At 71.6% G+C, this 17,383-nt stretch carries 13 protein-coding genes; 7 read left to right on the top strand and 6 right to left on the bottom strand.

The window, feature by feature from the left end; translation table 11 throughout:
• Nucleotides 1-14 precede the first annotated feature (14 nt).
• Nucleotides 15-1,970, top strand: a complete 1,956-nt coding sequence (locus tag C229_RS0102035) for an acetoacetate--CoA ligase (protein WP_018653409.1) — start codon at nt 15-17, stop codon at nt 1,968-1,970.
• Here the strand turns inward: C229_RS0102035 and C229_RS0102030 are convergent.
• Nucleotides 1,954-2,553 (bottom strand): hypothetical protein, encoded by a 600-nt coding sequence (locus C229_RS0102030; RefSeq protein WP_018653408.1) that lies wholly within the window; start codon nt 2,551-2,553, stop codon nt 1,954-1,956. The two genes, C229_RS0102035 and C229_RS0102030, sit on opposite strands and share 17 nt — an antisense overlap.
• 17 nt (nt 2,554-2,570) lie before the next feature.
• The gene (locus C229_RS0102025; protein ID WP_018653407.1) at nt 2,571-3,227 is read right to left on the bottom strand and encodes a C40 family peptidase; all 657 of its coding nucleotides are present in this window, start codon (nt 3,225-3,227) and stop codon (nt 2,571-2,573) included.
• Nucleotides 3,228-3,620: 393 nt separating this feature from the next.
• Between C229_RS0102025 and C229_RS32505 the strand changes: the two genes are divergently transcribed.
• The gene (locus C229_RS32505; RefSeq protein ID WP_018653406.1) at nt 3,621-5,144 is read left to right on the top strand and encodes a serine/threonine-protein kinase; all 1,524 of its coding nucleotides are present in this window, start codon (nt 3,621-3,623) and stop codon (nt 5,142-5,144) included.
• A gap of 407 nt (nt 5,145-5,551) precedes the next feature.
• Nucleotides 5,552-10,402 (top strand): NAD-glutamate dehydrogenase, encoded by a 4,851-nt coding sequence (locus tag C229_RS0102015; RefSeq protein ID WP_018653405.1) that lies wholly within the window; start codon nt 5,552-5,554, stop codon nt 10,400-10,402.
• 164 nt (nt 10,403-10,566) lie between these two features.
• Here the strand turns inward: C229_RS0102015 and C229_RS0102010 are convergent, their stop codons facing one another.
• From C229_RS0102010 to prfB, 3 genes are all read right to left on the bottom strand, one after another.
• A complete protein-coding gene (locus C229_RS0102010; RefSeq protein WP_018653404.1) occupies nt 10,567-10,749 on the bottom strand; it encodes a hypothetical protein in 183 nt (60 codons plus the stop codon).
• Between the two features lie 123 nt (nt 10,750-10,872).
• Nucleotides 10,873-11,820, bottom strand: a complete 948-nt coding sequence (locus tag C229_RS0102005) for a DUF8094 domain-containing protein (protein WP_018653403.1) — start codon at nt 11,818-11,820, stop codon at nt 10,873-10,875.
• 103 nt (nt 11,821-11,923) lie between these two features.
• A complete protein-coding gene (gene prfB / locus C229_RS0102000; protein ID WP_018653402.1) occupies nt 11,924-13,039 on the bottom strand; it encodes a peptide chain release factor 2 in 1,116 nt (371 codons plus the stop codon).
• Nucleotides 13,040-13,158: 119 nt separating this feature from the next.
• Between prfB and C229_RS0101995 the strand changes: the two genes are divergently transcribed.
• Entirely contained in the window at nt 13,159-14,232 is a 1,074-nt protein-coding gene (locus tag C229_RS0101995; RefSeq protein WP_018653401.1) for a DUF8094 domain-containing protein, read from the top strand.
• Between the two features lie 3 nt (nt 14,233-14,235).
• Here C229_RS0101995 and C229_RS0101990 read toward each other — a convergent pair whose 3' ends face one another.
• Entirely contained in the window at nt 14,236-14,421 is a 186-nt protein-coding gene (locus C229_RS0101990) for a hypothetical protein (protein WP_018653400.1), read from the bottom strand.
• A 561-nt stretch (nt 14,422-14,982) separates the two neighbouring features.
• Here C229_RS0101990 and ftsE point away from each other — a divergent pair.
• The 3 genes from ftsE to smpB all read left to right on the top strand — a co-directional run bounded on the left by ftsE (nt 14,983) and on the right by smpB (nt 17,378).
• Nucleotides 14,983-15,672: a cell division ATP-binding protein FtsE gene (gene ftsE, locus C229_RS0101985; protein WP_018653399.1), complete on the top strand. Its 690-nt coding sequence runs from the start codon at nt 14,983-14,985 to the stop codon at nt 15,670-15,672.
• Nucleotides 15,673-15,795: 123 nt separating this feature from the next.
• Nucleotides 15,796-16,701, top strand: coding sequence for a permease-like cell division protein FtsX (ftsX, locus tag C229_RS0101980; protein WP_018653398.1), 906 nt, complete (start codon nt 15,796-15,798; stop codon nt 16,699-16,701).
• A 203-nt stretch (nt 16,702-16,904) separates the two neighbouring features.
• Nucleotides 16,905-17,378, top strand: a complete 474-nt coding sequence (smpB, locus tag C229_RS0101975; RefSeq protein WP_018653397.1) for an SsrA-binding protein SmpB — start codon at nt 16,905-16,907, stop codon at nt 17,376-17,378.
• Nucleotides 17,379-17,383: the final 5 nt, after the last annotated feature.

Below are 17,383 nucleotides of genomic sequence, written 5' to 3'. Positions count from 1 at the left end.
GGGAGGGGTGCACTATGTCCGAGGTGTCGCGGGAGACCCCGCTCTGGGAGCCGACCGACGCCGTCGTCGCCAACGCCCGCGCGACGCACTTCCAGCACTGGCTCTGGGATCGCGGCATCCTCACCGAGTCCTACGACGAGCTGTGGAGCTGGTCGGTCCGCGAGGTCGACGCGTTCTGGGACGCGATCTGGTCGTACTTCGACGTCGTGGGCCGCCGCGGCGACGGCCCCGTCCGCACGGGCGGCCCGATGCCGGTGGACGGCCTGCGCTGGTTCCCCGGCGCCACGCTGAACTACGCCGCGACGGCGCTGCGCCGCGCCGGCGAGCACCCGGACGAGACCGCCGTGGTCTTCCGGTCCGAGGCTGGCGGGCACCGCGTGCTGACCTGGGGCGAACTGGCCCTGCACGTCGCGGAGATCCGCGCGGGACTGCGCGCGCGGGGCGTCGGCGAGGGCGACCGGGTCGCCGGATACCTCCCGAACATCCCCGAGGCGCTGATCTGCTTCCTGGCCTGCGCGTCCCTCGGCGCGATCTGGACGTCGTGCTCGCCCGACTTCGGATCGTCCTCGGTGATCGACCGGTTCGCGCAGATCGAGCCCAAAGTCCTGATCGCGGTCGACGGATACGCCTACAACGGCAAGCGGTTCGACCGCCGCGCCACCGTAGCCGAGATCGAGGCCGCGCTGCCGTCCGTCGGCACGACCGTCCTCGTCCCCTACCTCGACCCGGCCGCCGCGCCGGACGGGCTGCGCGCGGGCCTGTCCTACGCCGACCTGCCCGTGCCCGGCGAAGACCTCGCGTTCGCGCGGGTCGCGTTCGACCATCCGCTCTGGGTCGTGTACTCCTCCGGCACCACGGGGCTGCCCAAGCCGATCGTGCACGGCCACGGCGGCATCGTCCTGGAACACCTCAAGGCGCTGTCCTTCCACCAGGACCTCGGCCCCGGCGACGTCTTCCTCTGGTACACCACGACCGGCTGGATGATGTGGAACTACCTGATGGGCGGCCTGCTCGTCGGCGCCACCGTCGTCCTGTACGACGGCGCCCCGCTCGACCTGTGGGCGCTGGCCGAACAGGAGGGCGTCACCTACCTCGGCGTCGGCGCGCCCTACCTGATGGCGTCGCGCAAGGAGGGCCGCCGCCCCGGCGAACAACACGACCTGTCGCGGCTGCGCGGCATCGGCTCGACCGGCTCCCCGCTGCCGCCCGAGGGCTTCGCCTGGGTGTACGACGCGGTCGGCTCGGACCTGCTGCTCGGCTCGTTCTCCGGTGGCACCGACCTGTGCACCGGCTTCGTCGGGCCCTCGCCGCTGCTGCCGCTGCGGGCGGGCGTCATCCAGTGCCGCGGCCTCGGCGCGCGCGTCGAGGCGTTCGACGACGCCGGGAACCCCGTCCTGGACGAGGTCGGCGAACTGGTCATCACCGAGCCGATGCCGTCGATGCCCGTCTCGTTCTGGAACGACCCGGACGACGCCCGGTACCGCGAGTCGTACTTCGACACCTATCCCGGCGTATGGCGGCACGGCGACTGGATCAAGGTGCTGCCCGACGGCGGCTGCGTCATCTACGGCCGCTCCGACTCGACGCTCAACCGCGGCGGCGTCCGGATGGGCACGGCCGACTTCTACCGCGTCGTCGAGGCGTTCGACGAGATCGCCGACAGCCTCGTCATCGACACCGGACGGCTGGGACAGGAAGGCCGCCTGCTGCTGTACGTGCAGCTCACGCCCGGCCGGGAGCTGACCGACGACCTGGCCGCCCGGCTGCGCCGCGCGCTGCGGGACGCGCTGTCGCCCCGGCACGTGCCCGACGCGATCCACGTCGTCCCGGGCGTCCCGCGCACGCTGTCGGGCAAGAAGCTGGAGGTGCCGGTGCGCAAGATCCTCCAGGGCACGCCCGTCGAGCGGGCCGCCAACCCCGACTCGATGGCGAACCCCGAGTCGCTGGCGTACTTCACGCCCGGCGTGTAGCGGCGTAGGCGTCGATGTCGCGGCGCCGGTAGAGGCGGCGGACGCGTCCGCCGCCGAGCGGCTCGACGCGCGCGGGCTCGGGCCAGCCGCGCGGCGGACGGCTCGGGTACACGGTGACGCTCGTCGGGGCGAGCCCGAGGATGCGGGCGGCCTCGGCGAGCGTCACGAGGTCGTCCGGTGCGGCGGGTGGCGCGTGCAGCGCCGTGTACCAGGTGTTCCATTCGGCTTCGTCCCAGTACAGGGCCTTGCCGTGCCGATGGGCGGGTTCGGGATGGCCGTTGCGGGCGCGGTCGGCCCACAGCTCCTTGAGCCGGTGCGTGCTTAAGCCGTGCCGGTCGGCGAGGTCCCGCCGGGCGGCGAGCCCCGGCGGGACGCCCGGGGAACGGGCGTCCCGCCGTGTCGCGTACCAGCCGTCCCACTCCGCGGCGTCCCAGACCAGGCGTCCGCCGGACGTCCCGGCGGCCGCCGGATGCCCGTTGCGGGCACGTTCGCGGTACCACTTCTCCAGCGTGCTGAGCCCGATGCCGTATACGGACATGAGGTCGGCGCGCGTGTAGACGTGGCGGCCGTCGAGCGTGGTCATGCCGCCATGATGGCGGATCAGCCGTCGAGCGAGGTGGGCACGGCCGGCAGTTTCGTCCAGGCGGGCCGTACGGCTCCCACGTAGTTGCGCGTGTAGTAGCCGGTCATCTTCTCCTTCGTGACCGTCCTGCCCGGGCGTGGCGAATGGATGAACGTGTTGTCGCCCAGGTAGAGTCCGACGTGACCGAGCCGGTTGAAGAACACCAGGTCACCCGCGCGCAGGTTCTTCTTCGCGACGCGGTCGCGGATCTTGGCGTACTGGTCGTTGGTGACGCGCGGAATGCCGACTCCGGCGCGTTTCCATGCCTGTTGCACCAGGCCCGAGCAGTCGAATCCGCCGCTGCCGGTACCACCCCATCGGTACGGTTTGCCGCGTTGTGCGAGTGCGAACGTCACCGCGCGTTGCGCGCGGCGATCCCATTTGGCCGTCATGGCCTTGCGTTTCTTGCGGACGGCCTGTTGCAGGGCCGCGAGGCGCTGCGCGTTGCGCGCCGACGTGCTCTTGGTCTTGGCGGTCTTGCTCTGTGCGGCCGGACGTGGAGTCTTCTGCTTCACCGCGTGCGCGGCGACCGGTCGCTCCGGCCGCTCCGGTGCGGCCTGTGCCGTGGCCGCGCCGGACGCGATCGCCAGCGTGACCGTCGCCGCACCGCAGGCGGCCTTTAAGGGGATGGACATACGCGTCGTACCTCCTTACAAGATCATCCACGTGACGATCTACCCGTGTCGTCGTCGTAACACTCGTCAATCGTCCGGAAAAGGCGTGTTGACCTGCAGAAATGTCGCATGTTGTCAGTAGTTGGGGGGTGTTGCACGCCGGGGTCGCGGCTACGATCGGACCGGACAAAGATCGCGAACGGCCACCGCCCGGCGAATCGACCGTTCCTCCCCGGACCGGGTCAACCATCCCCGTGAGGCCCGCGTCTCACAACGAGGGGGTCCATCGTTCCGGGCGGGCGCGCCACGCCCGGCGCGGCGAAATGCCGGGCGATCGACCCGACCGGGGCGACGGCGGCCGTCCGGCGTGACAGGCTGGTCACGTCACGACTCAGCGAAGGAGACGGTCGAAGCATGAAGCTTGGGGCGCTGCGATCGGGCGACCCTGACCGGCTGGGCCCGTACGTGCTGCTCGGCCGCGTCGGTGAGGGCGGGCAGGGCGCCGTGTTCCTCGGCGCCCCGGCCGACCCGGACGACGCCGAGCCCGCCGCCGACGCACCCCGCTACGCGGTGAAGCTGCTGCACGCCGACCTCACCGCCGACGACAAGGCCCGCGCGCGCTTCCTGCGCGAACTCGACGTCGCCAAGCGCGTCGCGTCCTTCTGCACCGCGCAGGTGATCGACGCCGACGTCGACGGCGACCGGCCCTACATCGTCAGCGAGTACGTGCCCGGCCCCTCCCTCAACCAGCTCGTGCAGGACGAGGGGCCGCTGTCGGGCGCCGCGCTGGAGCGGCTGGCGGTCGGCACCGCGACGGCGCTCGCCGCGATCCACCAGGGCCGCATCGTGCACCGCGACCTCAAGCCCCACAACGTGCTCATCGGCCCGGACGGGCCGCGCGTCATCGACTTCGGCGTCGCCCGCGCCATCAGCGGCACGACCACGCTCACCAGCCGCGTCATCGGCACGCCGTCCTACATGGCGCCCGAGCAGATCAAGGGCGAGGAGATCGGCACCGCCGCCGACGTCTTCTGCTGGGCGGCCACGCTCACCTACGCCGCGACGGGCGAACCGCCGTTCGGGCAGGACTCCATCCACGCCGTGATCAACCGGGTGCTGCACGAGGAGCCCGACCTGCACGGGCTCACCGGCCCGCTGCGCGACCTGCTCGCCGAGTGCCTCGACAAGGAGCCCGCCCGCCGGCCGAGTGCCGCGCAGGTCCTCATGCGGACGCTCGGCACCGGCGACGTTCCGGCCGTCCCGGACTACGCGGACGACGACGTGGCGATGCTCGCGGCGGGCAGCGCGCACGCCGCCGAGTGGACCGACCCCGGTTACACCGACGTCATGGACGGTCCCGGGGTCACCGGTGACCTCCTGCCGCTCGCGGGCGTCGCGGCGACCAGCACGGCGCCGTCCGCCGGGACGGGCGGAACGGCGGCGCGCCGGCGCCCGGCCCTGCTGCCCGCCGCGCTGAGCCGTTCCGGGCAGCGGATGGGTGCCGTCGCGGCGGCGGGCGCGCTCGTCCTCGCGGTGGGCGTCACGTTCGTGATCATGGCGCTCACCGGCCCGGAGAAGAGCGCCTCCTCGACCCGCGTCACCGACCCGGGCACGTCCGAGTCGCCGTCGAGCACCTACGAGCCCCGGCCCAGGCGCAGCGGCGTGGCGCCGGAGGCCACCGCCCCGCAGGCCCCGCCGGGCTACGGGCCGACGCCGTCCGACTCGCCCGCCCCGTCGGACTCGCCGACGGCGCCGCAGGAGACGAGCGCCCCTCCCAAGCCGCCCGCGACGCCCACGGCCCGGCCGACGACGCCCGGCCCGACCGCGCCGACCACGCCCCCTGCCGAACCCACGCCGCCCGGCAACACCGAACCGCCCCCCGACCCCGGCCCGGGCCCGGGCGAGCCGGGCTCGGGCACCGGCAACACGGGCGCCTGACCCCGCCGCGCGACGCCGCGGCAAGCACCGCGATCCGGCCGCCAGGCACCGGCATACGGGCGCCTGACCCCGCCGCGCGACGCCGCGGCCGCACCGCGATCCGGCCGCCAGGCACCACCAACACGGGCGCCCGACCCCGCTGCGCGACGCTGCGGCGGCACCGCGATCCGGTCGTCAGGCGCCGGGGACGGCTTTCCGGCGCCGCGCCTGGGGACCGGGCGGGTGCGGCCGTCGTCCGGGTAGTCGGGGTTGGCCGGTTCGGCGGTGGGAACGGTGGCGGGCTGGCAAGGTGGTAGGCGCCACGTCGGGCGGGGCGGGAGTCGGCTTTGGACCGGTTCCTGGCTACGCTGGCGGCGTGAGCGGCGTCACGACGGGGTGACGACGGTTCTGCGAGGAGTTGGGTGTTGATGGGCGGCGAGCTCGACCAGGCCAAGGACGATCTGCTCAGGAGGGCCGCGCAGGCGTACGTCGCGGCGCAGGGCGGCGACGGCGACCTGGCGGAGACCCTCGGATACCTGCGGCTCTACTACCGCAACGTCGCCCCCGACGACCTCACCCGCCGCACGCCCGAAGAGGTGTTCGGCCCGGCGATGGCGCACCGGCGGCTCGGCGCCGAGCGGCCGCAGGGCCGCGCGAAGGTCCGCGTGTTCAACCCGACCGTCGAGGAGGACGGCTGGGACCCGGGCCGCACCATCGTGCAGGTCGTCACCGACGACATGCCCTTCCTCGTCGACTCGGTCACGATGGAGCTGAGCCGGCACCGGCTCGTCAACCACCTGACCGTGCACCCCCTGCTCGGTGTGGACCGTGACATCGCCGGTCACCTGCGGGCCTTCCGCGGCAAGCTCGACAGCCCCACCGACCTCGACGAGTCGTGGATTCACGTCGAGGTGGGCCGAGTCCCCGACCGGGCCAAGATCGACGACCTCGAACGCGACCTGCGCCGCGTCCTGGGCGACGTCCGCGTCGCCTTCGAGGACGAGACCAAGATGCGCGAGCGCGCCCTGACGATCGCGCGGGGCATCCGGGACGAGCCCCCGCCGCTGCCCGACGGCGAACTGGCCGAGGGCGTCGAACTGCTCGACTGGCTCGGCGCGAGCCACTTCACCTTCCTCGGGGCCCGCGACTACCTGCTCTCGGACGACCAGACCGTCCTGCGGCCCGTCGCGGGCACCGGCCTGGGCATCCTGCGCGACGACAAGACCGAGTCGCGCAGCTTCGCGGCGCTGCCGCCCGAGGTGCGCAAGCGGGCGACCGAGAAGCACCTGCTCGTCATCACCAAGGCGAACTCGCGCTCGACCGTGCACAAGCCGGTCTACCTCGACTACATCGGCGTCAAGACCTTCGACGCGGACGGCGCCGTCATCGGTGAGCGGCGCTTCCTCGGCCTGTTCACCCACGTCGCGTACAGCGAGTCGATCGGGCACGTGCCGGTGCTCAAGCGCAAGCTCGACACCGTGCTGGAGAAGGCGGGCTTCACCGCCGACAGCTACGACGGCCAGGACCTCGTGGAGATCCTGGAGACCTACCCGCGCGACGAGCTGTTCCAGACCTCGGCCGACGACCTGCTGCACATCGCGCTCGGCGTGCTGCGGCTGCGCGAGCGCCGCCAGCTCAAACTGTTCCTGCGCAAGGACCTGTACGGCCGGTTCATGTCGTGCATGGTCTACCTGCCGCGCGACCGCTACACGACGAAGGTCAGGCTGCGCGTGCAGGACATCCTGCGCGCCGCGTTCGACGGCGTGAACGTCGACTACAGCGCCAACGTCAGCGAGTCGTTCGTGGCGCGGCTGCACGTGGTGGTGCGGGTGGAGCGCGGGCAGCCCCTGCCCGACGTCGACGCCGAGGCGCTGGAGCTGCGGCTGGCCAACGCCACCCGCTCCTGGGCCGACTTCCTCGCCGACGCGATCACGGACGAGTGCGACGAGGACCGCGCCGCCACGCTCATCGAGCGCTACGGCGACGCGTTCCCCGAGGGATACAAGGCCGACTTCACCGCCGCCGTCGCCGTCGGCGACCTGCTGCGCATCGACGCGCTCGCCGACGGCGCGGGCGAGGCCGACGACGACACCGCCATCGACCTGTGGGAGCCCGCCGGAGCCGAACCCGGCGTCCGCAGGCTGAAGATCTACCGGCTGGGCGAGCCGATCTACCTGTCGCGCATCCTGCCGCTGCTCCAGAACATGGGCGTCGAGGTCATCGACGAACGGCCCTACAAGATCCAGCCGCTCGAACGCGACCACGCCTGGATCTACGACCTGGGCCTGCGGTACGCGCCGCCCGAGGGCGTCCCGGAGGACTCGCTGAAGGGGCTCTTCCAGGACGCGTTCTCGGCGCTGTGGCGCGGTGACATCGAGAACGACGGCTTCAACGCCCTGGTGCTGCACACCGGCCTGGACTGGCGGCAGACGATGGTGCTGCGCGCCTACGCGCTGTACCTGCGGCAGACGGGCACGTCCTTCTCCAAGCGGTACATCGAGCAGGTGCTGCTGCGGAACGCGGGCATCACCCGGCTGCTGATCCGGCTCTGGGAGAGCCGCCTGGACCCGAAGCTGGCCGACGGCGAGGCCGAGCGCAGCCTCGGCATCTCCGAGGAGCTGACCGGCAAGCTGGACGAGGTCGCCAGCCTCGACGAGGACCGCATCCTGCGCGCCTACCTCGCGATGATCAAGGCGACCCTGCGCACCAACCACTACCAGCGCAAGCCGTACCTGTCGCTGAAGTTCGACCCGCAGGCCATCCCCGACCTGCCGCAGCCGCTGCCCCGCTACGAGGTGTACGTGTACTCCCCGAAGGTTGAGGGCGTGCACCTGCGGTACGGGTCGGTGGCGCGCGGCGGGCTGCGCTGGTCGGACCGGCTGGAGGACTTCCGCACCGAGATCCTCGGGCTGGTCAAGGCGCAGGCCGTCAAGAACACCGTGATCGTCCCGGCCGGGGCCAAGGGCGGGTTCGTCGGCAAGCAGCTTCCGCCCGCGAGCGACCGCGAGGCGTTCATGCAGGCCGGGATCGCCTGCTACACGGATTTCATCTCCGGCCTGCTGGACATCACCGACAACCTGGTGGACGGCAAGGTCGTGCCGCCCGCCGACGTCGTCCGTCACGACGGCGACGACACCTACCTCGTCGTCGCGGCCGACAAGGGCACCGCGACGTTCTCCGACATCGCGAACGGGGTGGCCGCCGAGTACGGCTTCTGGCTCGGCGACGCGTTCGCCTCCGGCGGCTCGGTCGGCTACGACCACAAGGCGATGGGCATCACGGCGCGCGGCGCCTGGGAGTCGGTGAAGTACCACTTCCGGTCGCTGGGCACCGACGTGCAGACCGAGGACTTCACCGTCGTCGGCATCGGGGACATGTCGGGCGACGTGTTCGGCAACGGGATGCTGCTGTCGGAGCACATCAGGCTCGTGGCAGCGTTCGACCACCGGCACGTCTTCCTCGACCCCGATCCCGACCCGGCCGCGTCGTTCGCCGAGCGACGGCGGATGTTCGCGCTGCCGCGTAGCTCGTGGGCCGACTACGACGCGTCGGTGATCTCCAAGGGCGGCGGCGTGTACCCGCGCGACGCCAAGTCGATCAGGATCACGCCCGAGGTGCGCGCCGCGCTCGGCCTGCCCGACGGCGTGCACGCCCTGACCCCGTTCGAGCTGATCCGGGCGGCGCTCACCGCCCCCGTGGACCTGCTCTGGAACGGCGGCATCGGCACGTACGTCAAGGCCGCCTCCGAGAACAACGCCGAGGTGGGCGACAAGGCGAACGACGCCGTCCGCGTGGACGGCGCCGAGCTGCGCTGCAAGGTCGTCGGTGAGGGCGGCAACCTCGGCCTGACGCAGCTCGGCCGGATCGAGTTCGCCCGCGACGGCGGGCTGATCAACACCGACTTCATCGACAACTCGGCGGGCGTGGACACCTCCGACCACGAGGTGAACATCAAGATCCTGCTCGACCAGGTGGTGCGCGACGGCGGCCTCGCCCGCGAACAGCGCGACGCCCTGCTCGACGCGATGACCGACGAGGTCGGCGCGCTCGTCCTGCGCGACAACTACGCGCAGAACGTGGTGCTCGCGGCGGCCCGCGAGCAGGCGCCCGCGATGCTGCACGTGCACACCCGCAAGATGCGCCGCCTGGAGCGCACCGGACGCCTGAAGCGGCGGCTGGAGTTCCTGCCCGACGACAAGGCCCTCTCCGAGCGCCGCCAGGCCGGACAGGGGCTCACCGGGCCGGAGTTCTCGGTGCTGCTCGCCTACGCCAAGCTCTCGCTGGACGGCGACCTCGGCCCCTCCGATCTGCCCGACGACCCGTACCTGGAGTCGTGGCTGGTGGACTACTTCCCGACGCCGCTGCGCGAGCGGTTCCGCGCGGCGATGGACCGCCACCCGCTGCGCCGCGAGATCATCACGACGGCCGTCGTGAACGACCTCGTGAACGCGTCCGGCATCACGTTCGTGTTCCGGATCAACGAGGAGACCGGGGCCTCGCCGTCGGACATCGCCCGCGCCTACCTGGTGGCCCGCGAGGTGTTCGAGATGCCGGAGCTGTGGCGGTCGATCGAGTCGCTGGACCACGAGGTCGACACCTCCACCCAGATCTCGATGCTGCTGGAGACGCGCAAGCTCACCGAGCGCGGTGCCCGCTGGCTGCTGCACAACCGCCGCACCCCGTTCGACATCCGGTCGACGATCGATTTCTTCGCCGCCGGGGCGGCGGAGCTGAGCGAGCACCTGCCGAGCGTGCTGCGCGGCCTCGACCTCAACGCCTACGAGCAGCGCCGCGACGCCTGGGCCGAGCGCGGCGTGCCCGAGCACCTGGCGGCGCGGGCCGCGATGCTGGTGCCCGCGTTCTCCACCCTCGACGTCGTCTCGATCGCCCACGACATGGACCGGCCGGTCGGGGAGGTGGCCGAGGTGTACTTCGACCTCGCCGACCGCCTCCAGCTCTCCCGCCTGCGCGAGCCGATCATCCGCCTCCCGCGCGACGACCGGTGGCGCTCGATGGCCCGTGCCGCCCTGCGCGACGACCTGTACGCCGCGCACGCCACGCTGACCCGCTCGGTGCTCGCCACGAGCGCGCCGGGTACTCCGGAGGAGGAGCGCCTGGCCCGCTGGGTGGCCAAGAACGAGACGGCGACCTCGCGCGCCGAGCAGACCCTCCAGGAGATCTGGGAGAGCGACAGCTTCGACCTGGCCACCCTCTCGGTCGCCCTCGGCGCCGTCCGCACCCTGGCGACGACGAGCACCCTCCCCAACACCCCTGCCTAGCCACCGCCCACCGAACCGAAGCGAACGCATCGTGACCTCCCCGTCACAGTTTCGACGTCCCCATCGTCGGCACTTCGCGTCCGCTCGGCAACCGGCCCCCGGAGCCTGTGGATAACTTTCTCGGCAGGCTCTGCGGCGGCACGATCGGGCGCGGCGTCGAGTGTTCAAGCGGCCAGCTCGGCGCGCACACGGTTCAGGCGCCGGTGAGCCCGCAGCGGGATGTAGACGAACAGGACCGCCGCGAGCGGCAACGCCCAGCGCAGCGCCGACTCCAAGGTCAGGAGCGCGAGAACGACGGTGCCGACGGCAAGGGCGATCGCGACCGCCACGGCGGTCGGCGTCGCCACGAGCGACTGAGCGTGGCGTTCGAAACAAGGGCGAGGTGGGGGAGGGCCGCCGGGTGCCGGTCGGTTTCCGCGCAGCGGTCGGGAAGTGCGGGAACGGGTCGGCACCCGGCGGAGTTCGCGGGGTCAGGAGCCCTGGGCGCTGACCGCTTTGCGGTAGATGCCGGAGACCGTCGCCGGTCCGCGGGGTGGCACGGTCGCGAGGTACTGGATGAGGACGGTGGAGTTCAGCCGCGTGCGGGGCGCGCGGGTCGGGGCGAGGCCCGTCAGGTCGCCGGAGACGGAGAGCTTCCCCGCCCGCGCGGCGGCGTACGCCTCGGTCTGGCGCAGGACGTACCAGACGAGCGCGCCGCCGTCCTCGGTGCGCAGCGCGTAGAACGGGGTCGTGTGCGGGGCGAACTCCGAACTGAGCAGGATGCCGCGCTTGCGGAGCTTCTTCGACCCGGCGCGCAGCGCGCGGTGGGCCCGCGTGGTGTGCGGACCCGGCGCGATCCCCTTCGCTCCGGGAGCCTCGGCGCCGCCCGTCAGCAGCGCGGCGTGCGCCGCCGCGACCCTCGCGGGCGCCATCGCCGGGCCGGTCGCCTCGGGCCCCGGCGCGGTGGCGAAGCCGTCGGTGTCGAGGGCGACGCGGTTGAGGGCGCCGTCCACCGGCAGCGGATCGGCGGCCAGCAGCCACGCCGCGCCCTCGGCGGACTGCGTGAACAGCAGCGCGTGCCGCACGGACTGCGTGCCCCCGCTGCTCATGGCGTCCACCGCGAACCAGCGCGGATAGCCGTGCAGGCGGGGGATGAGATAGGTGGTGCGGTCGAAGCGGAGCCCGCCCGCCGGGCTCTTCGTCGCACGGCGCAGCTTGAGCGACGCGAGGTCCATCGCGAGCTGCGGCCCCGTGGTCACCGACGCGAGGCGGGTGCCGTCCAGCGTGCGGCCCGCGGCGTCGGCCGCCAGCGTGTACCGCGCGAGGACCCGCTCGGCCTGCGCGCGGCCGATCGCCGGACCGGGCCGGGAATCGGCGCCGGAGCACGCCGCGGCGAGCAGCAGCGGCACGGGCAGCGCGAGGGCGAGACGAGCGGTCATGCGGACCCCAGGGGTGAGGGTCGGACGAGGACCCCCACACTATCGCAGCGTTACTGCGTGATTACCCAGAGAAATCGCAATGACCGCTATGTCGTACCGCAGGTCAGGCGTTCTCCTGCTCCTGCTGACGCATCCACCGGATCTCCGCCTCGATGAACTCGTCGAGATCACCGTCGAGCACCGAGGACGGGTTGCCGACCTCGACGCCCGTGCGCAGGTCCTTCACGATCTGGTACGGGTGCAGGACGTAGTTGCGGATCTGCGTGCCCCACGAACTGGTGCCCTCGCCCCGCAGCGCCGACATCGCCTCCTTCTCCTCCTGGCGCTTGCGCTCCAGCAGCTTGGCCTGGAGCACGTTCATCGCCGACGCCTTGTTCTGGAGCTGGCTGCGCTCGTTCTGGCAGGAGACCACGATGCCCGACGGCAGGTGCGTGATGCGGACGGCGGAGTCGGTGGTGTTGACGCCCTGGCCGCCGGGCCCCGACGAGCGGTACACGTCGACGCGCAGCTCGGACTCGTCGATCTCGACGTGGTCGCTCTGCTCGACGACGGGCACGACGTCGAGCCCGGCGAACGACGTCTGCCGGCGGGCCTGGCTGTCGAACGGGGAGATGCGCACGAGCCGGTGCGTGCCGTGCTCGCCGCGCAGCGTGCCGTAGGCGTAGGGGGCTTTGACCGAGAAGGTGGTGGACTTGATGCCCGCCTCCTCGGCGTAGGACGTTTCGTAGACCTCGGTGGGGTAGCCGTGCCGCTCGGCCCACCGCAGGTACATCCGCTGGAGCTGGAGGGCCCAGTCGGCGGCGTCGACGCCGCCCGCCTGGGCGTTGATGGTGACCAGCGCCTCGCGGGCGTCGTACTCGCCGCGCATCAGCGTGCGGACTTCGAGCTGCTGGACCGACTTGTGCAGGTTCTCCAGCTCGGTGTCGGCCTCGACGCGGGTGTCGGCGTCGTCCATCTCGTCGGCCATCTCGTACAGCGTGGTGACGTCCTCAAGGCGCTGGCGCAGCGACTCGACCCGGCCCACCTCGCTCTCCAGGTACGACAGCCGGCGGGTGACCGCCTGGGCACGCTCCTGGTCGCTCCACAGCTCGGGGTCGGCGGACTGCTCGCGCAGCTCGGCGATGTCACGGTGCATCGCGGGAAGGTCGAGCACCTGCTCGATGCCCTCCAGGGTCGAGCCGAGCTCCCTGAGCTGATCTTTCGCGTCGATGCCTGCCACGTCCCCGAGCCTATCGCCGTCGCGGGACTGCCCGAGCGACCGCAATACCCTGTGGATGGCAGAATGGCCGATCGGCGGTGCCGACAGGACCGACGCCGAACTGGAGCCGGGGGCGGGGCGTGCAGCAGACCTCACCGAAGCGGGCCGTGCTCGTCGCGGCGATGCTCGCGGTGCCCTTCGTGCTCGGCGCGTGCGCGGGGGAGACGCCGTCGCAGGCGCGGCCGGCGCCGCTGCCGTCCGTCCCCGAACCCGAGCCCGAGCCGCTCACCCCGCAGGTCGCCGAGCGGGAGTTCCGCACCTACACCGCCTCCGAGGACGTCGCGCGCGCCGCCGGCGACTCCCGTCTCGCGCTGAGCTGGGTGTCGGACGGGCAGGCCGTCCTCACCGCCGCCGAGTTCCGCCGGGCCGCGTTCGACGGCGACGCCGTGCGCCGCTACACCTACGGCAAGCCGCGGCTGTACGTGCCGAAGCTGCGCCCCGAGGGGGAGCAGTGGTTCGTGGCGGCGGTCCCGCGCACGGTCGAGGGGGAGCCCAAGAGCACCCGGACCGCGCTCATGGCGTTCATGAAGCGGGGCGTCCGCGACGACTGGCGGCTCAGCCTCACCACCGTGCTGGCGCCCAAGGCCAAGGCACCGAAGATCGTCGTCGACGACGAGGGCTACGCCGAGCCGCTGGCCACCACCGACAGCTCGGTGCTGATCCGGCCGCGCGAGGTGCCCGGCATCCAGGCGACGATGGCGTCCGAGGGCCCCGACAGCATCGCGGCCCGCGTCATGAAGCAGGGGCCCGTCACCAGCGGCTACTACAAGCAGACGACGCGCGAGGCCCGCAAGGCGCGCGAGAAGAAGCTCTCCCGGCAGGTCGTGTTCGTGGCGACGCCGTACCCCTACTTCTCGCTGCGCACCGAGCACGGCGGCGGGCTCGTCCTGTACTCGCTGATGCGCAACAGCGTCACCCGCGCCGAGGACGCGAACGCCCCCGAGCCCGTGCGCCCGCCCGTCACCCGCGAGATCGCGCACCTGCTGGACGACGAGGTCGAGGGCACGCAGATCAGCGTGACCGAGACGTTCCAGTACGCGGCGGCCGATCCCGGGCGCGCCAAGACGGGCCGGCCGCAGCCGAAGGCCGATGTGATCGCGCACACGGGCGCGCCGGTCAAGGCGCACATGCCGCGCCCCGCCAAGAACCCCTGACCGTCAGGCCGCGACCGCGCGCAGCACGAGGGCGGCCAGAAGCAGGACGAGCAGGACCCCGAGCACCAGCGCCGGAGGAAGCCCCGGTCCGTCGCCGTGCAGCTCCGCGCGGGCGTTTCGGCAGGTCGGACAGCGTCCGTCGCGCACCGGGTGGGAGCACTGGGCGCAGACCAGATGGTCGCAGCTCACGGGGTCACCCCTCTCGGCCGGGAACTATCTACCTCTCAGAACTTTAAGCTCCGTTTCGCGCCAATCGTCATGGGTGGGCGGTAAAGTCCTCCGGTAACGCTGGGGGGCGAAGAGCGGTCGAGGCGGTCGGAGCCCGCCCCTACACTGCTCGGGACGCCTCGGTTTGCCGAACCGGGACGCACAGGAGTCCCACCGGTGACCACGCTCTTCACGCCGGTCACCGGCACCGGGCTCCAGGCCCCCTAGAGTCGGCTGTCCGGGGCCGCACGGACCGGACCGCGTAGCTCGTGCCCGCCACTGGAGGTGACGTATCGGCCGCGATGTCGGCTGTATGATGCCGCCCCAGGGTAGGTCGACCGGCGCATGGGGCGGCCGTTCCGCCCTGCGGCGGCCGGACGCGTCCGGCCCGTGCCGCGCCGCCGTCCGCCCCAGCGGGCGACGGGCCGCCAACGCCGTGACATCGTCCACCCCAGGGGACGACCGACAGAACACGCGACTCCTCCCGCGGACGACCGCGCGGGTCCCTCGCAAGAATGGTGCTGAAACCGCCGTGATGCAGCCGTGATTCACTTCGACAACGTCACCAAGGTCTACAAGACCCAGAACCGGCCCGCCCTCCAGCACGTGAACGTCGCCATCGAGAAGGGCGAGTTCCTGTTCCTGGTGGGCCCCTCCGGCTCCGGGAAGTCGACGTTCCTGCGCCTGATCCTCAAGGAGGAGCGGCCGTCCCAGGGACACGTGCACGTGGCGGGCAAGGACCTCAGCCGCATCAGCAACTGGAAGGTCCCGCACCTGCGCCGCCGCATCGGCTGCGTGTTCCAGGACTTCCGGCTGCTGCCGAACAAGAACGTCTTCGAGAACGTCGCCTTCGCCCTCGAAGTGATCGGCAAGCCCCGGCGCTTCATCCAGAAGGTGGTGCCGGAGGTCATCGACCTGGTCGGCCTGGAGGGCAAGCAGCACCGCATGCCCGACGAGCTGTCCGGCGGCGAGCAGCAGCGCGTGGCGATCGCCCGCGCGTTCGTGAACCGGCCGATGATCCTGCTCGCCGACGAGCCCACCGGCAACATCGACCCGGCGACGTCGATCGGCATCATGAAGGTGCTCGACCGCATCAACCGGACCGGCACGACCGTCGTCATGGCCACCCACGACGCCGCGATCGTCGACGCGTTCCGCAAGCGCGTCGTCGAGCTGGAGGACGGCCGCGTCGTGCGCGACCAGTCCCGCGGCGTCTACGGACAGGCCTACTGACCTCCCCGCCCCGCCGTTGAACCGTCGGCGCGGGGCGGGTCGTACGACCACGAGCAGCCGGGCCCGTCCCGGTACCGACCCCACGAGCCCGCGGGGCCACAGGCGAAGCAAGGACAGCGAGGAATGCGCGCACAGTTCGTTTTCCAGGAGATCTGGATCGGTCTCCGCCGGAACCTGACGATGACCATCTCCCTCGTCATCACCGTCGCCATCGCCATGGCGCTCTTCGGCACCGGCCTGCTCATCCGCGGTCAGGTCAACGCGTCCAAGGACTACTGGTCGGACAAGATCGAGGTCTCGGTCTTCCTGTGTGCGAAGACCAGCTCGAACCAGCAGTGCCAGAAGAAGGACGCCACGCAGCCGCAGAAGGACGAGATCAACAAGCTGCTGAAGCAGATGCCGCAGGTCGCGGACGTCCATTACGAGAGCCGGGCGGACGCGTGGAAGCGGTTCAAGGACCGTTTCGCCAGCCAGCCCGGCTTCGTCAACAGCACCCGCGAGGGCGACATTCCGGACTCCTTCCGGATTCGGCTGAAGAATCCGCAGGAGTACAAGGCCGTCACCCAGGCCCTGCTCGGCCGCGCCGGGGTCGATCAGGTGATCAACGAGCAGGAGATCCTCAAGAGATTCTTCAGCATCCTCAACGGGCTCCAGGTGGCGGCGCTGCTCATCGCGCTGTTCCAGGTCGTGGCGGCGGTGCTGCTCGTCGGCAACACCGTCCGGCTGTCGGCGTTCAACCGGCGCCGCGAGACGGGGATCATGAGACTCGTCGGGGCGTCCAACACCTATATCCAGATGCCGTTCATCCTGGAAGGCGCCATCGCCGGTCTCATCGGCGGCCTCTTCTCCTCGGTGCTGCTGGTGATGAGCAAGACGTTCCTCATCGACCGTCTCGCCGGGGACATCCAGTTCGCGAGCCAGCTCGGCTGGGGCACGGTGATCTGGGTCATCATCGTGTCGATCTGCTTCGGCGTGCTGCTCTGCGCCGCCGCGTCGTTCCTCACCCTCCGCCGCTACCTGCGGATCTAGCCTCGCGGCCCGACGGGCCCCGGCGGGCGCCACCGCGCCCGGCCGGGGCCCGCCGCGCGTCCGGGGAACGCCGGTCCTGGCCGAAACGTTTTCACGCGGGAAGCGCGCGGATCATAGGATCGGTCCGGAGCGGAGGGACCACCGCCGACCGACGCCGCGCCGCCGCGCGGCCCGCCGCCGACCAGAACCGAGGCTGGATTTCCGTGGCACGTGAGACAGGGCGCAAGCTCATCGCCCAGAACAAACGGGCCCGCTACGACTACCACATCGACGACGAGTGGGAAGCGGGCATGGTGCTCATGGGCACCGAGGTGAAGGCGCTGCGCGCCGGGCGTGCCTCCCTCGCCGACGGGTACGCCCACGTCATGGACGGCGAGGTGTGGCTGGAGAACGTCCACATCCCCGAGTACACGCAGGGCACCTGGACCAACCACGCGCCGCGCCGCCGCCGCAAGCTGCTGCTGAACAAGCGCGAGATCCAGAAGATCATCGCCAAGTCGTCCGAGCCGGGGTGGACGCTCATCCCGCTCGCCCTGTACTTCAAGGACGGTAAGGCCAAGGTCGAGATCGGCCTGGCTCGTGGTAAGAAGTCGTACGACAAGCGCCAGGCGATCGCCAAGCGGGAGGCCGACCGCGAGATGGCCAAGGCCGCGGCGGCCCGGTTCAGGAGACGGTGAAGGGT

Source organism: Actinomadura flavalba DSM 45200 (genome assembly GCF_000374305.1).
Taxonomy (GTDB): Bacteria; Actinomycetota; Actinomycetes; order Streptosporangiales; family Streptosporangiaceae; genus Spirillospora; species Spirillospora flavalba.
This window is presented reverse-complemented; position numbering and strand designations above follow the sequence as displayed.

Coding starts and splice junctions, on each gene's coding strand:
- C229_RS0102025 (WP_018653407.1), bottom strand. CDS start 3,227: ATGTCCATCCCCTTAAAGGCCGCCTGCGGTGCGGCGACGGTCACGCTG.
- C229_RS0102015 (WP_018653405.1), top strand. CDS start 5,552: ATGGGCGGCGAGCTCGACCAGGCCAAGGACGATCTGCTCAGGAGGGCC.
- C229_RS0102035 (WP_018653409.1), top strand. CDS start 15: ATGTCCGAGGTGTCGCGGGAGACCCCGCTCTGGGAGCCGACCGACGCC.
- C229_RS32505 (WP_018653406.1), top strand. CDS start 3,621: ATGAAGCTTGGGGCGCTGCGATCGGGCGACCCTGACCGGCTGGGCCCG.
- C229_RS0102005 (WP_018653403.1), bottom strand. CDS start 11,820: ATGACCGCTCGTCTCGCCCTCGCGCTGCCCGTGCCGCTGCTGCTCGCC.
- ftsX (WP_018653398.1), top strand. CDS start 15,796: ATGCGCGCACAGTTCGTTTTCCAGGAGATCTGGATCGGTCTCCGCCGG.
- C229_RS0102030 (WP_018653408.1), bottom strand. CDS start 2,553: ATGACCACGCTCGACGGCCGCCACGTCTACACGCGCGCCGACCTCATG.